This window comes from Nocardioides baculatus, from assembly GCF_016735675.1.
Lineage (GTDB): Bacteria > Actinomycetota > Actinomycetes > Propionibacteriales > Nocardioidaceae > Nocardioides > Nocardioides baculatus.
Genome location: NZ_JAERSG010000003.1, coordinates 367,293 through 380,213 on the forward strand (window position 1 = coordinate 367,293; position 12,921 = coordinate 380,213).

Consider the following 12,921-nt stretch of genomic DNA (forward strand, 5'->3'; position numbering starts at 1 on the left):
CGGACCACCACCACGTCAGTCGTCCTCGTCGGCGAGCTCTTCGCCGTGCGTGCCGGGGCGCGGCGCCCACGGCAGCTCCTTGGCCGGGCGTACGACGATGAGGCGGTCGCCGCGGGCGAGCAGCGAGACCACCGGGTCGAAGTAGCGGTAGACCTTCTCGTCGCGGACGACGGCGATCACCTGGTCGGGCAGGCGCTGCGGCTGCTTGCCGACCTCGTTGACGAGCAGGTCGCGCTCGGCGACCTCCAGCCCCTCGCCGTACGTCATCAGGTCCTCCATCACCGAGCCGAGGGTCGGCGACATCGACGAGAGGCCGAGCAGCCGCCCGACGGCGTCGGAGGAGGTGATGACCGAGTTGGCGCCGGACTGCCGCATCAGCGGGACGTTCTCGTGCTCGCGCACGGCGGCGACGATCCAGGCGTCGGGGTTGAGCTGGCGGACGGTCAGCGTGACGAGGACGTTGGAGTCGTCACGGTCGGTGGTGATGATGACGTGGGTGGCCTTCTCCACCTCGGCCTGGCGCAGCACGCCGCGACGGGTGGCGTCGCCGGCGATCACGACCATCCCGTCGCGGTTGCCGTCGGCGACGGCGACGGGGCTCGGGTCCACCACCGTGATCGCCTCGCGCTCGTAGCCGTTGTTGACGAGGGTCTCGATCGCGCTGCGGCCCTTGGTGCCGTAGCCGACGACGACGACGTGCTGGTCCATCTTCTTCCTCCATCGGGAGACCCGGATCATCTCGCGCCCCTGGGAGGCGAGGACCTCGAGCGTGGTGCCGATCAGCAGGACCAGGAAGGCGATGCGCGCCGGTGTGATCACCAGTGCGTTGACCAGCCGGGCCTGGGGGGTGAACGGGGCGATGTCGCCGTAGCCGGTCGTGCTGAGCGTGACGGTCGTGTAGTAGAAGGCGTCGAGGAGGCTGATCTCGTTGTTCGGGTCGTTGCCGTCGACGTAGCCCTCGCGGTCGAGGTAGACCAGCAGCACCGTGCCCACGAGGATGCCGAGCGCCATCAGCAGCCGCCGGGCCAGCTCCCACCACGGCGAGCGGTTGCGCTCGGGGAGGGACACCCGGCCGACGCTGGGCTGGTGGCTCGACGTCGACACGGTCAGGAGTCTCGCACGCCCATGCGCTCGCGCAGGCGCTGCACCATCTCGAGCCGCGCGCGCGTCGTCGTCTTCTGCGGGAAGACGGTGTCGAAGGCCGCGTTGACGGCCGCGCCGATCAGCACGGCGAGGGCGAGGAGGTAGAGCCAGAGCAGCACGGCGATGGGGGCGGCCAGCGGGCCGTAGATCGACCGCGACTCGGCCGCGGTGACCGTGAGCACCCACCGCAGGACGTAGGACCCGGCGACCCAGCAGAACAGCGAGAACGTCGCACCGGGCAGGTTGAACGTCCACTTCGTCCGCACCGGGACGGACACGTGGTAGAGCGTGGCGAGGAAGCAGATGCACAGCGCGAGGACGAGCGGCCAGTAGAGGCTGTTGACGAAGTCGAGCCGTTCGGGCAGCACCCGGTCGACCAGCGTCGGGCCGGCCACCACCAGCGGGATGCTGATCGCGCCCGTGATCATCGCCAGCACGTAGAGCACGAACGACAGCGCCCGTGTCGCCACGATCCCGCGGTGCCCGCCGAGGCCGTGCATGATCGTGATGGTGTCGACGAAGACGTTGAGCGCGCGCGATCCCGACCACAGCGCGAGGATGAACCCGATCGAGATCACGTCGTAGCGACCGCCGTCCAGGACGGTGTCGATGGTGGGGCGGATGATGCTGTTGACGGCCCTCTCGGTGAGCGCCTGGCGCGACACCTCCAGCACCGCGTTGCGGATGTCGTCGACCTGGGTCGCGCTGAAGCTGTCGCTGACGTAGCCGACGGCACCGGCGAGCGCGAACACCAGCGGCGGCACCGACAGCACCGCGAAGAACGCCGCCTCGGCCGCCAGCCCGGTGACCCGGTTGCGCAGGCACGAGCCGACCGTCGTCACGATCACCCGCCAGAGGTGCTCACGACCACTGCGGGCGAGGACCTCGATCCGGCGCGGGGCAGGGTTCTGCTCGCGCGCCTCGACCATGCCGCCAACGCTAGTCGAGCACCCGCCCGCGAGCCGCTTCACCACGCTCTACGTTATGCGCATGAGCGACCTCCGCGCGGCCACGAACCAGACACCCCCGCTGATCGGGCACAACGTCGTCACCTCCGACGCCGCCCTGACCGAGGCGGTCACCCGCTACGGGTCGGCCGACCTCGTCGAGGAGCTCGCCCCGCTCGGCGCCGAGGCCGGCACCGCGGAGGCCCGCGAGCACGGCCGGCTCGCCAACCGCCACCACCCCGAGCTGACGACGTACGACAGGTTCGGCAACCGGATCGACGAGGTCGAGTTCCACCCGTCGTGGCACTGGCTGATGGAGCGCGCGGTCGGCCACGGCCTGCAGGCGGCACCGTGGGAGCAGCAGGACGGCGGGGACGCGCACGCCCACCTGCGGCGCGCGGCCGGCTTCTTCGCGTGGTCGCAGACCGAGCCCGGCCACGGCTGCCCGATCTCGATGACGTACGCCGCCGTGCCGGCGCTGCGGGCCGACGACGCGATCGCCAAGGAGTGGACCCCCCTCCTGGCGGCGCGGTCCTACGACCCGGGCGTGCGACCGCGGACCGAGAAGCTCGGCGCGCTCGCGGGGATGGGGATGACCGAGAAGCAGGGCGGCTCCGACGTGCGGGCCAACCAGACCCGCGCGCTGCCGACCGCGGAGGACGGGTGGTACACGCTGCACGGCCACAAGTGGTTCACCTCGGCGCCGATGAACGACGTCTTCCTCGTGCTCGCCCAGGCCGAGGGCGGGATGACCTGCTTCGTCGTCCCGCGCGTGCTCGCCGACGGCACCCGCAACCGGATCGACGTGGTGCGGCTCAAGGACAAGCTCGGCAACCGGTCCAACGCCTCCAGCGAGCTCGAGCTCGACGGCACGCTGGCCCAGCGACTCGGCGACGAGGGCCGCGGCGTGCGGACCATCATCGACATGGTCGCGGCGACCCGCCTCGACTGCGTGCTCGGCTCGGCGTCGTTGATGCGGCACGCGCTGGCGGAGGCCTCGTGGCACGTGGCGCACCGCTCGGCCTTCGGCGGGCCGCTCGTCGACAAGCCGCTGATGCAGAACGTCGTCGCCGACCTGGCCGTCGAGTCGGAGGCCGCCACCGCGCTGGCGATGCGGCTCGCCTCGGCGGTCGACCGGCCCGGGGACCCCCACGAGGTCGCCCTGCGCCGCATCGCGCTCCCCCTCGCCAAGTTCTGGGTCTGCAAGCGCACGCCGGCGATGGTCGCCGAGGCGCTCGAGTGCCTCGGTGGCAACGGCTACGTCGAGGACTCGGGGCTGCCGCTGCTGTTCCGCGAGTCGCCGCTGAACTCGATCTGGGAGGGCTCGGGCAACGTCAACGCCCTCGACGTGCTGCGCGCCCTGGGCCGCGAGCCGGAGGTCCTCCAGGCGTGGATCACCGAGGTCGGCGCCGCGCGCGGGGCGGACAGCCGCCTCGACCGGGCCGTCGACGACACCCTGGCTCTCCTGGGTGAGGGAATGGGCGACTCCGGCGCCCTCGAGTCGGGTGCGCGGCTGCTCGCGGGTCGGATGGCCGCCTGCCTCCAGGGCTCGCTGCTCGTCCGCTTCGCCCCGGCCGAGGTCGCGGACGCCTTCTGCAGCAGTCGGTTCGGGACGTCGTACGGCGGCACGTTCGGGATGCTGACGAGCGGCTCGCTGCGGGAGATCGTGGACCGGGCCACTCCCTGGGGGTGAAGGCGTCAGGACTTTCCTGACCCAAAGGGCCCGCAGACCTCGTCGACGTACTACCGTTGACAGTTCCTTGAGGAGGTCGGACGTTGTCCAGCAGGTCCAGCACGCTCTTCACCGTCGGCACCCTGCTGCGGCACGCCCAGGACTCGGGCGCGTCCGTCCGGGTGCTCGTCGACGGGTGCTGGCTCGACGGCCGGATCGTCGCGGCCGACCAGCACGGCGTGGTCCTCGAGGAGGGGCCGGACGGGCAGGTGCTCGTGCGCCTCGACAGCATCACCGCTGTGGGCTTCTCGCGCGCCGAGATCGATGCCGAGGCAGGCTCGGAGGAGCAGGAGGTGCGGTCTCACGGCCGACGCGTCCGCGAGCCCATCGAGGCGGGTCCGGTCACGTCCTCCTGACCCGGTCCAGACCAGCCCCCGCGTGAGAACGCGCCGATCATCAAGTTTCCCCGAAGTCCTCGCCCACGCTCGGGTCATCGGCAATCCGGCGCTGCAGACGCGGCATACGTTCGTCCCACTGCGGCTGTGGGGGCTGCACGACTGATACCTGTGGGGGTACGGCATGACGAAGATCTCCAGCACGATGCTCAGCGTCGGCACGTTGCTGCGACGCGCAGAGGACACGGGCACGCCCGTGAAGATCCTCGTCGAGGGCTACTGGATCGAAGGCCGCGTCCTCGGGTGCGACGGGCTGGGCGCCGTCCTCGACGACGGTGCCGGGAACCAGTCCCTCGTCCGGCTCGACCAGGTCGCCGCCGTGACGTTCTCCCGCGCGGCGATGGAGGACGACCCGGTGGGCGCCGGAGCCCGCTCGCACGGGGCCGGCAGCTCCGGGCCGATCGAGGCCGGCCCGGTGAACGTTCCGGGCCAGACCCGCGGCGAGCACTACTTCCTCACTGCAAAGCCGTACTGACGACCTCCCGCGCCTCGTCCTGCACCTGGGCGAGGTGCTCGGGCCCGCGGAACGACTCCGCGTAGATCTTGTAGACGTCCTCGGTGCCGCTCGGACGGGCGGCGAACCACGCGGACTCGGTGGTGACCTTGAGGCCACCGATCTTCGCGCCGTTGCCGGGCGCCTCGGTGAGCTTGCCGGTGATCTCCTCCCCCGCCAGCGACGTCGCGCTGACGTCGTCGGGCGAGAGCGCGCCGAGCTTGGCCTTCTCCTCGCGGGTGGCCGGGGCGTCGATCCGGGCGTAGGCCGGGTCGCCGTGCTGCGCGACCAGCTCGGCGTAGTGCTCGCTGGGCGTCTTCCCGGTGACACCCAGGATCTCGCTCGCGAGGAGCGCCAGCAGGATGCCGTCCTTGTCCGTCGTCCACGACGAGCCGTCGCGCCGCAGGAAGGACGCGCCGGCGGACTCCTCGCCGCCGAAGCCGAACGAGCCGTCCATCAGGCCGGGCACGAACCACTTGAAGCCGACCGGCACCTCCACGAGCGGCTTGCCGATCGCCGCGGCCACCCGGTCGATCATCGAGCTGGAGACGAGCGTCTTGCCGATCCGCGCGGTCTCCGGCCAGCCGGGCCGGGCACCACCGAAGAGGTAGCCGATGGCGACGGAGAGGAAGTGGTTGGGGTTCATCAGGCCGGCGTCGGGGGTCACGATGCCGTGCCGGTCGGCGTCGGCGTCGTTGCCGGTCGCGACCGCGTACTCGTCCTTGCGGCCGACCAGCGAGGCCATCGCGTGGGGCGAGGAGCAGTCCATCCGGATCTTGCCGTCCCAGTCGAGCGTCATGAAGCGCCACGTCGGGTCGACCAACGGGTTCACGACCGACAGGTCGAGCCGGTGCCGGTCGGCGATCTCGCCCCAGTAGGCGACGCTCGCGCCACCCAGCGGGTCGGCGCCGATGCGGAAGCCCGCGTCGCGGATCGCGTCGAGGTCGAGCACCTGCGGGAGGTCGTCGACGTAGGTCCCCATGAAGTCGTAGGACCCGACGGCTGCGCGCGCCTTGGCGAAGGTCACCCGCTTGACGCCCTCGATGTTGCCGCGGATCAGCTCGTTGGCCCGCGCGGCGATCACGCTGGTCGCGTCGGAGTCGGCAGGGCCGCCGTGCGGCGGGTTGTACTTGAAGCCGCCGTCCTGCGGCGGGTTGTGCGACGGCGTGACCACGATGCCGTCGGCGAGCCCGGCCCCGGTCGTACGCCCCTGGTTGGCGCGGATGATCGCGTGGCTCACCGCAGGGGTCGGGGTGAAGCCGTCGCGGTCGTCGACCAGCACGGCCACGTCGTTGGCGACGAGCACCTCGAGCGCCGTGGCCCACGCGGGCTCGGACAGGGCGTGGGTGTCGCGGCCGATGAAGAGCGGCCCGTCGTAGCCCTGCTCCTTGCGGTAGTCGCAGATCGCCTGGGTGGTGGCAGCGATGTGAACCTCGTTGAAGGACGTGGTGAGCGAGGTGCCGCGGTGCCCGCTGGTGCCGAACGCGACCTGCTGCGACACGTCGTCGGGATCGGGCTCGAGGTCGAAGTAGGCCGTGACGAGGTGGGCGACGTCCACCAGGTCCTCGGTGCGGGCGGGCTGTCCGGCTCTCTCGTGGGTGGCCATGCGCCCATCTTGGTGGGTCGCGCAACCGGCGTCGACGGTGGCGGGCGAGAAAGGTGTCGCGCGTTGTCGAATCGGGCAGGGTCGGTCCGTCAGAGTGATGAGGTCGCAGTCCTGCGGTCCGACACACCTCCTGGAGGAGAGCCACACCGATGAGCCGCTACATGATCCTGCTGCCCGCACCCGAGGCCGAGTGGGCGGACCTGCCGCCCGAGGAGCACGAGAAGGGCATGCGCTCCCACCAGCAGTTCCACGAGGACCTGAAGGCGGGTGGCCACGAGCTGCTCGTCGCCGGCCCCCTGGAGCCGTCGGCAGCCGCCACCTCGATGCGTCCCGACGGCGCGGGCGGGACCCTGGTCACCGACGGCCCGTTCACCGAGTCGGCCGAGCAGGTCGTGGGCTTCTACCTGGTCCGCTCGGACGACGAGGCAGACCTTCGCGCGGCGTGCGAGCGGTGGTCGTCCCGGGGCGAGCTCCTCGAGATCCGCCGGATGGCGGAGTGAGGGACGACTGACATGACCGACACGACGGAGTACGTCGTCCTCCTGATCGGCGACAACGAGCGCTGGTGGACCGACACCACGGACGAGGAGCGGGCGGCCGCGATGGCCGCGCACGACCGGTTCACCGCGCGCCTGGCCGAGGGTGGACACACGATCACGGGTGGGGCCGAGCTGCACCGTGCTTCCTGGGCACGCACGATCGCCCCGCACTCCGCGACGGTCACCGACGGCCCGTGGGCCGAGACGGCCGAGCAGGTGGGCGGCTACTACGTCGTCACGAGCGCCGACCTCGACGACCTGATGGAGTGCTGCATGATCCTGGCGGGCACGGGTGATGCGGTCGAGGTCCGAGCCTGTGTCGACCACGAGGAGGTGGCGTCATGAAGTACCTGGTGCTGCTCATCGGGGACGGTGCGGAGAAGCCGTGGTCCGAGCAGACGGAGGGCGAGCAGGGCGACGCGATGGCGAAGTTCGGCGAGTTCGACGCGGCCTGCCGCGCGCGGGAGGGCGTCGAGCTGCTCGCCGGTGAGGCGCTGAGCGACTCCCGCGACGCGACCGTGATGCGTACGACGGCGGGCAGGGTCGCGCTCACCGACGGTCCCTACGCCGAGGTGATCGAGGGCATGGGCGGGTTCTACCTGCTCGAGGCGCCCGACCTCGACGTCGTCGTGGAGCTGCTGCGGATCCTGCCGCCCTACGACATCCAGATCCACCCGACCGTGGACGTGACGCTCTGAGAGATCCAGCCCTCGAGGAGGTCGTGCGACAGGAGTGGGGTCGTCTGGTGGCCCTGCTCCTGTCGCAGTTCCGTCGGCTCGACCTCGTCGAGGACGCCCTTGGCGACGCCGTCGAGGCGGCCAGCCGCACCTGGCCGGTCGACGGCACCCCCGACAATCCCGCCGGGTGGTTGATGACCGCCGCCAAGCGGCGGGTGCTCGACCGGCTGCGCACGGAGGGCGTCGCCCAGCGCAAGCTCCCGATGCTGCTCACCGACGCCGAGCGCCAGCAGGAAGGAGCGCGCACGATGGCCGACAGCGGCAGCCTCGTCGAGGACGACGTGCTCCGGCTGGTGCTCATGTGCGCCCACCCGGCGCTCGCGCCCGAGTCGGCCGGCGCGCTCAGCCTGCGGCTGGTCCTCGGCGTGCCGACGGCCGACATCGCCCGGCTCTTCCTGGTGCCCGAGCCGACGATGGCCGCCCGGATCGCCCGGGCGAAGAAGAGGATCGTCGGCGCCGGGATCCCGTTCGCCGTGCCCGACGCCGCCGTGCTGCCCGAGCGGCTCGACATCGTGGCGCAGACGACCTACCTGGCCTTCACCGCCGGCTACGCGCCCGGTTCGGGCCCCGACCTGCTGCGTGCCGACCTGTCGGGCGAGGCGATCCGGCTCGCCCGGGTGGTGCTCGGGCTCCGGCCCGACGAGCCAGCGCTGGTCGCGCTCCTCGCCCTCATGCTGCTCCAGCACTCGCGTCGCGACGCCCGCGTGAGCGACGGCCGTCTCGTCCTGCTCGCCGACCAGGACCGGCGGCGGTGGCACCACGACGACGTCGCCGAGGCGCTCCGGCTCCTGACGGGTCCGGTGCTCGCCGGCCCGGTCACCCCGCTCACGGCGTCGTACGCCCTCCAGGCGCGGATCGCGGCCGAGCACGCCACCGCGCCCACCGCCGACGACACCCGGTGGGACCGCGTCGTGGGGCTCTACGACCTCCTGCTCCACGTGTCGCCCTCGCCGTCCGCCCGGCTGGCTCGCGCGGTCGCCGTCGCGGAGGACCGCGGTGCCGCCGCAGGGCTCGCGGCGCTCGAGGGACTGGAGATCCCGTCGAGCCACCGGCCCGCCGCGGTGCGCGCCGAGCTGCTGGCTCGCTCGGGTGACACCGACGCCGCGCGGGCGGCGTACGACCAGGCGATCGCGGCGTGTGACAACGACGTCGAGCGGGAGTTCCTCGAGCGGCAGCGCGCCTCCCTCTAGCCCTCGGGGACCGCCTGCTGCTTGGCCAGGACCGTGAGGCCGTCGTCGACGACGAACCCGCGGGCGCGGTCGGCCTCGTGGTCGACACCGATCTGGACGCCCGGCGGCACGACGACGCCCTTGTCGAGGATCGCGTTGCGCACGATGGCGCCCTCGCCGATGCGTACGCCGTCCATCAGCACCGAGTCGGAGACCTCCGCTCCGTCCTTGACCCACACCGCCGGTGACAGCACCGAGCTGTTGACGGTCCCGCCGGTGATGACGACCCCGGGCGACAGGATCGAGTTGAAGGTCGAGACCCCGGCTCCGCTGGCGCCCTCGACCAGCTTGGCCGGCGGGTGCGGGCCGTAGCTGGTGTAGATCGGCCAGGCGCTGTTGTAGAGGTTGAAGACCGGCAGCGGCGAGACGAGGTCCTTGTGCGCCTCGTAGTAGGAGCGCATGGTCCCGACATCACGCCAGTAGCCACGGTCGCGGTCGGTCGAGCCGGGCACCTCGTTGTCCTTGTAGTCGTAGACCGACGACTCCGACTTGTCGACGAACCACGGCACGATGTCGCCACCCATGTCGTGCTTGGAGGTCTCCAGCTCGGCGTCGCGGGTCACGGCGTCGCGCAGCGCGTCGGCGGTGAAGACGTAGTTGCCCATGCTCGCCAGCACCTCGTCGGGCGAGTCCGGCAGGCCGACCGGGTCGGTCGGCTTCTCGAGGAACGCACGGATCTTCTGCGGGTCGCCCGGGTCGACGTCGATCACGCCGAACTGGTCGGCGAGGCTGATCGGCTGGCGGATCGCCGCGACCGTGCAGCCGGCGCCCGACTCCACGTGGTCGGCGACCATCTGCGAGAAGTCCATCCGGTAGACGTGGTCGGCGCCGACCACGACGACGATGTCGGGCTGCTCGTCGGTGAGCAGGTTGAGGGACTGGTAGATCGCGTCGGCGCTGCCGAGGTACCACCGCTTGCCGACGCGCTGCTGCGCGGGCACCGGGGTGACGTAGTTGCCCAGCAGGTTGGACATCCGCCACGTCGTCGTGACGTGGCGGTCGAGGCTGTGGGACTTGTACTGCGTGAGCACGACGACCTTGAGGTAGCCGGAGTTCACGACGTTGGACAGCGCGAAGTCGATGAGGCGGTAGATCCCGCCGAACGGGACCGCCGGTTTGGCCCGATCGGCGGTCAACGGCATCAGACGCTTGCCCTCACCGCCGGCCAGGACGACTGCGAGGACCTTCTTGCGCGGGGGCGTGATGGCCATGCGACGAAACTAGCCGTCCGGCGGGGCGCGGTCGACCTCCCTCGGTCGCGCGTTTTGCCACTACGGTCGGAGCATGCGCATCGACGTCCTCAGCAAGGAGTACCCACCGGAGGTCTACGGCGGCGCCGGCGTCCACGTCGCCGAGCTCGTCCGGGCGCTGCGGGTGCTGCCCGACGTCGACGCCCGCGTGCGCTGCTTCGGCGCGCCGCGCTCGGAGCCCGGCACGACGGCGTACGCCGAGCCCGCGTCGCTCGCGGACGCCAATGCGGCGATCCGCACGCTCGGCGTCGACCTGGCGATGGTCGACGACTGCGCCGGTGCCGACCTCGTGCACTCGCACACCTGGTACGCCAACATGGCCGGCCACCTCGCGTCACTGATGCACGGCATCCCGCACGTGGTCAGCGCCCACTCCCTCGAGCCGATGCGGCCGTGGAAGGCCGAGCAGCTGGGCGGCGGCTACGCGCTGTCGAGCTGGGCGGAGAAGACGGCCTACGAAAGTGCCGCGGGGATCGTCGCCGTCAGCGCGGCGATGCGCGACGACGTGCTGCGCAGCTATCCCGCGGTCGACCCGGCGCGTGTGCACGTCGTGCACAACGGCATCGACACCACGGAGTGGTCCCCCATCGACAACCCCGACCGCGTCCGCGAGCTCGGTGTCGACCCCGACCGGCCGAGCGTGATCTTCGTCGGCCGGATCACCCGCCAGAAGGGCCTGCCGCTCTTCCTCCGGGCCGCGGCGGCGCTCCCGCCGGAGGTCCAGCTGGTGCTGTGCGCCGGCGCGCCCGACACCCCGGAGATCATGGCCGAGGTGACCGAGCTCGTCTCGGAGCTCGCCGCCACGCGATCGGGCGTCGTCTGGATCGCCGAGATGCTCCCCCGGCCGGACGTCGTCGCCCTGCTGACCGCGGCCACCGTGTTCGCCTGCCCCTCGATCTACGAGCCGCTCGGCATCGTGAACCTCGAGGCGATGGCCTGCGAGACCGCCGTCGTCGCCACCGCCACCGGCGGCATCCCCGAGGTCGTCGTCCCCGACGAGACCGGCTGGCTCGTCCCGATCGAGCAGGCCACCGACGGCACCGGCACGCCCCTCGACCCCGAGACGTACGTCGCCGACCTCGCCGCGGCACTGACCGACGCCGTGAGCGACCCCGCCCGCGCCCGGGCCTACGGCGTCGCCGGCCGCCGCCGCGCCGAGCAGTCCTTCAGCTGGGACGCCATCGCCGCCCGCACCCTCGAGCTCTACGCCTCGCTGACCTGACGCCGCCTGGGTGGCGGCACACGACACCTCGTCCAGGTGGGTGGCGGCACACAACACGCACAGGGCTGGATCGGATGTCGTCTGCCGCCACCCACGCCGCGCCGGATGTCGTCTGCCGCCACCCAGAGCGGCGTACGCCGAAACGCCCCGGACCGCAGGTGGTCCGGGGCGTTCGGGTCGTGGATCAGCGACCGGCGGAGGTGAGCTCCTCGGCCGGGGAGGCGGGCGGCGGCGTGGTGTCGTGGTCGTCGACCATGGTCGCCTCGTCGAACCGGTCCTCGCCCGAGAGCACCCGCTCCAGCTGGGCGTGGTCGATGGTGCCGGTCCACTGACCGATCAGCAGGGTGGCGACCGAGTTGCCGGCGAAGTTGGTGACCGCGCGGGCCTCCGACATGAAACGGTCGATGCCGACGATCAGGCCGACGCCGTCGAGGAGCTCCGGGCGGTGCGACGACAGGCCACCGGCCAGGGTCGCGAGTCCGGCGCCGGTCACACCGGCGGCACCCTTCGAGGCGATGATCATGAACAGCAGGAGCGAGATCTGCTCGCCGATGCTGAGCGGCTTGTCCAGGGCGTCGGCGATGAAGATCGAGGCCATCGTCAGGTAGATCGCGGTGCCGTCGAGGTTGAACGAGTAGCCCGTCGGGACCACGACGCCGACCGTGGTCTTCTCGACGCCGGCGTGGTTCATCTTGGCGATGAGGCGCGGCAGGGCCGACTCGGACGACGAGGTCGAGACGATCAGCAGGAACTCGCGGCCATGGTACTTGAAGAGCCGGAGGATGTTGACGCCCGTCACCAGCTTGAGGATCAGGCCGAGGATGCCGAAGACGAAGACGGCGCAGGTGATGTAGAAGGCGATCATGATCGTCGCGAGGCTCTTGAGCGCGTCGACGCCGGTCTCGCCGACGACGGCGGCGATGGCGGCGAAGGCGCCGACCGGGGCGGCCCACATGATCATCGCGAGCACCCGGAAGACGAGGCGCTGCAGGTGGCCGATGCCGATGAGGATCGGCTCACCGGCGCGGCCCATCGCCTGGAGGGCGAAGCCGACCAGCAGCGCGACGAGCAGCGTCTGGAGCACCTCGCCGGAGGTGAGCGACGAGAGCAGCGAGTCGGGCACGATGCCGGTGATGAACTCGGTGGTCGAGCCCGCCCCCTCCGCGGCCTGCTCCTTGCCGACGCCGGCGACCTCGTCGGACAGGTTGAGGCCCTTGCCCGGGTCGAGCAGGTTGCCGACGACCATGCCGATCGCGAGGGCGACGGTCGACATCGTCAGGAAGTAGGCGAGCGCGAGGCCACCGACCTTGCCGACGCTGGCCGCGCTGCGCACGGACCCGACGCCGATGACGAGCGTGCAGAAGATGACCGGCTGGATCATCATCTTGATCAGCGCGACGAACGTGGTGCCGATCCACTTGAGACCCACCGCGAAGTCGGGGAACACGAGGCCGACGACGGCTCCGAGGACCACCGCGATGATGACGGCGATGTAGAGGTAGTGCGTACGGTCCCGCTTGACCGTCGCCTCCGGGTTGGTTGTGCTCATGGTTCCTCCGACTCAGGTGCTGCTCGATGGCTGGGCCTGTGCCCGCCGTCACATCGTGCGACGTGCTGTGACGGCCGTC

The 12,921-nt window shown here is 71.3% G+C and carries 13 protein-coding genes; 8 read left to right on the forward strand and 5 right to left on the reverse strand.

Translation table 11 applies throughout. The features are described from left to right. Positions 1 to 15: 15 nt before the first annotated feature. Positions 16 to 1,011, reverse strand: coding sequence for a potassium channel family protein (locus tag JI751_RS11460; protein ID WP_201937120.1), 996 nt, complete (start codon positions 1,009 to 1,011; stop codon positions 16 to 18). A 95-nt stretch (positions 1,012 to 1,106) separates the two neighbouring features. Further along, the gene (locus JI751_RS11465; protein WP_201936321.1) at positions 1,107 to 2,072 is read right to left on the reverse strand and encodes a YihY/virulence factor BrkB family protein; all 966 of its coding nucleotides are present in this window, start codon (positions 2,070 to 2,072) and stop codon (positions 1,107 to 1,109) included. Positions 2,073 to 2,133: 61 nt separating this feature from the next. Between JI751_RS11465 and JI751_RS11470 the strand changes: the two genes are divergently transcribed. The 3 genes from JI751_RS11470 to JI751_RS11480 all read left to right on the forward strand — a co-directional run bounded on the left by JI751_RS11470 (position 2,134) and on the right by JI751_RS11480 (position 4,692). Next, complete coding sequence (locus tag JI751_RS11470) at positions 2,134 to 3,783, forward strand: acyl-CoA dehydrogenase family protein (RefSeq protein ID WP_372440564.1); 1,650 nt, start codon at positions 2,134 to 2,136, stop codon at positions 3,781 to 3,783. 83 nt (positions 3,784 to 3,866) lie between these two features. Beyond that, positions 3,867 to 4,178 carry a hypothetical protein gene (locus JI751_RS11475; protein ID WP_201936323.1) on the forward strand — a complete coding sequence of 104 codons (312 nt, stop codon included), beginning with the start codon at positions 3,867 to 3,869 and terminating at the stop codon, positions 4,176 to 4,178. 163 nt (positions 4,179 to 4,341) lie between these two features. Next, positions 4,342 to 4,692, forward strand: a complete 351-nt coding sequence (locus JI751_RS11480; protein WP_201936324.1) for a hypothetical protein — start codon at positions 4,342 to 4,344, stop codon at positions 4,690 to 4,692. On the opposite strand, the gene pgm is transcribed toward JI751_RS11480, so the two are convergent. Beyond that, positions 4,673 to 6,316 carry a phosphoglucomutase (alpha-D-glucose-1,6-bisphosphate-dependent) gene (pgm, locus tag JI751_RS11485; RefSeq protein WP_201936325.1) on the reverse strand — a complete coding sequence of 548 codons (1,644 nt, stop codon included), beginning with the start codon at positions 6,314 to 6,316 and terminating at the stop codon, positions 4,673 to 4,675. The genes JI751_RS11480 and pgm overlap by 20 nt on opposite strands. Positions 6,317 to 6,465: 149 nt before the next feature. Here pgm and JI751_RS11490 point away from each other — a divergent pair, with 149 nt between their 5' ends. Genes JI751_RS11490 through JI751_RS11505 form a run of 4 tightly spaced genes read left to right on the forward strand, consistent with a single transcriptional unit; the run spans position 6,466 to position 8,782 of the window. Continuing rightward, on the forward strand, positions 6,466 to 6,816 hold the full coding sequence (locus tag JI751_RS11490; RefSeq protein WP_201936327.1) for a YciI family protein: 351 nt from the start codon (positions 6,466 to 6,468) through the stop codon (positions 6,814 to 6,816). Between the two features lie 12 nt (positions 6,817 to 6,828). Beyond that, positions 6,829 to 7,200 (forward strand): YciI family protein, encoded by a 372-nt coding sequence (locus tag JI751_RS11495; protein ID WP_201936328.1) that lies wholly within the window; start codon positions 6,829 to 6,831, stop codon positions 7,198 to 7,200. Next, positions 7,197 to 7,553 carry a YciI family protein gene (locus tag JI751_RS11500; protein ID WP_201936329.1) on the forward strand — a complete coding sequence of 119 codons (357 nt, stop codon included), beginning with the start codon at positions 7,197 to 7,199 and terminating at the stop codon, positions 7,551 to 7,553. The genes JI751_RS11495 and JI751_RS11500 overlap by 4 nt, the downstream gene beginning before the upstream one ends. 47 nt (positions 7,554 to 7,600) lie before the next feature. After that, entirely contained in the window at positions 7,601 to 8,782 is a 1,182-nt protein-coding gene (locus JI751_RS11505; RefSeq protein ID WP_307814129.1) for an RNA polymerase sigma factor, read from the forward strand. On the opposite strand, the gene glgC is transcribed toward JI751_RS11505, so the two are convergent. Then, positions 8,779 to 10,026 (reverse strand): glucose-1-phosphate adenylyltransferase, encoded by a 1,248-nt coding sequence (glgC, locus tag JI751_RS11510; protein WP_372440568.1) that lies wholly within the window; start codon positions 10,024 to 10,026, stop codon positions 8,779 to 8,781. The genes JI751_RS11505 and glgC overlap by 4 nt on opposite strands. A 79-nt stretch (positions 10,027 to 10,105) precedes the next feature. Between glgC and glgA the strand changes: the two genes are divergently transcribed. Then, positions 10,106 to 11,293: a glycogen synthase gene (gene glgA / locus JI751_RS11515; protein WP_201936331.1), complete on the forward strand. Its 1,188-nt coding sequence runs from the start codon at positions 10,106 to 10,108 to the stop codon at positions 11,291 to 11,293. Between the two features lie 184 nt (positions 11,294 to 11,477). On the opposite strand, the gene JI751_RS11520 is transcribed toward glgA, so the two are convergent. After that, the gene (locus tag JI751_RS11520) at positions 11,478 to 12,842 is read right to left on the reverse strand and encodes a cation:dicarboxylate symporter family transporter (RefSeq protein ID WP_201936333.1); all 1,365 of its coding nucleotides are present in this window, start codon (positions 12,840 to 12,842) and stop codon (positions 11,478 to 11,480) included. Between the last annotated feature and the right edge of the window lie 79 nt (positions 12,843 to 12,921).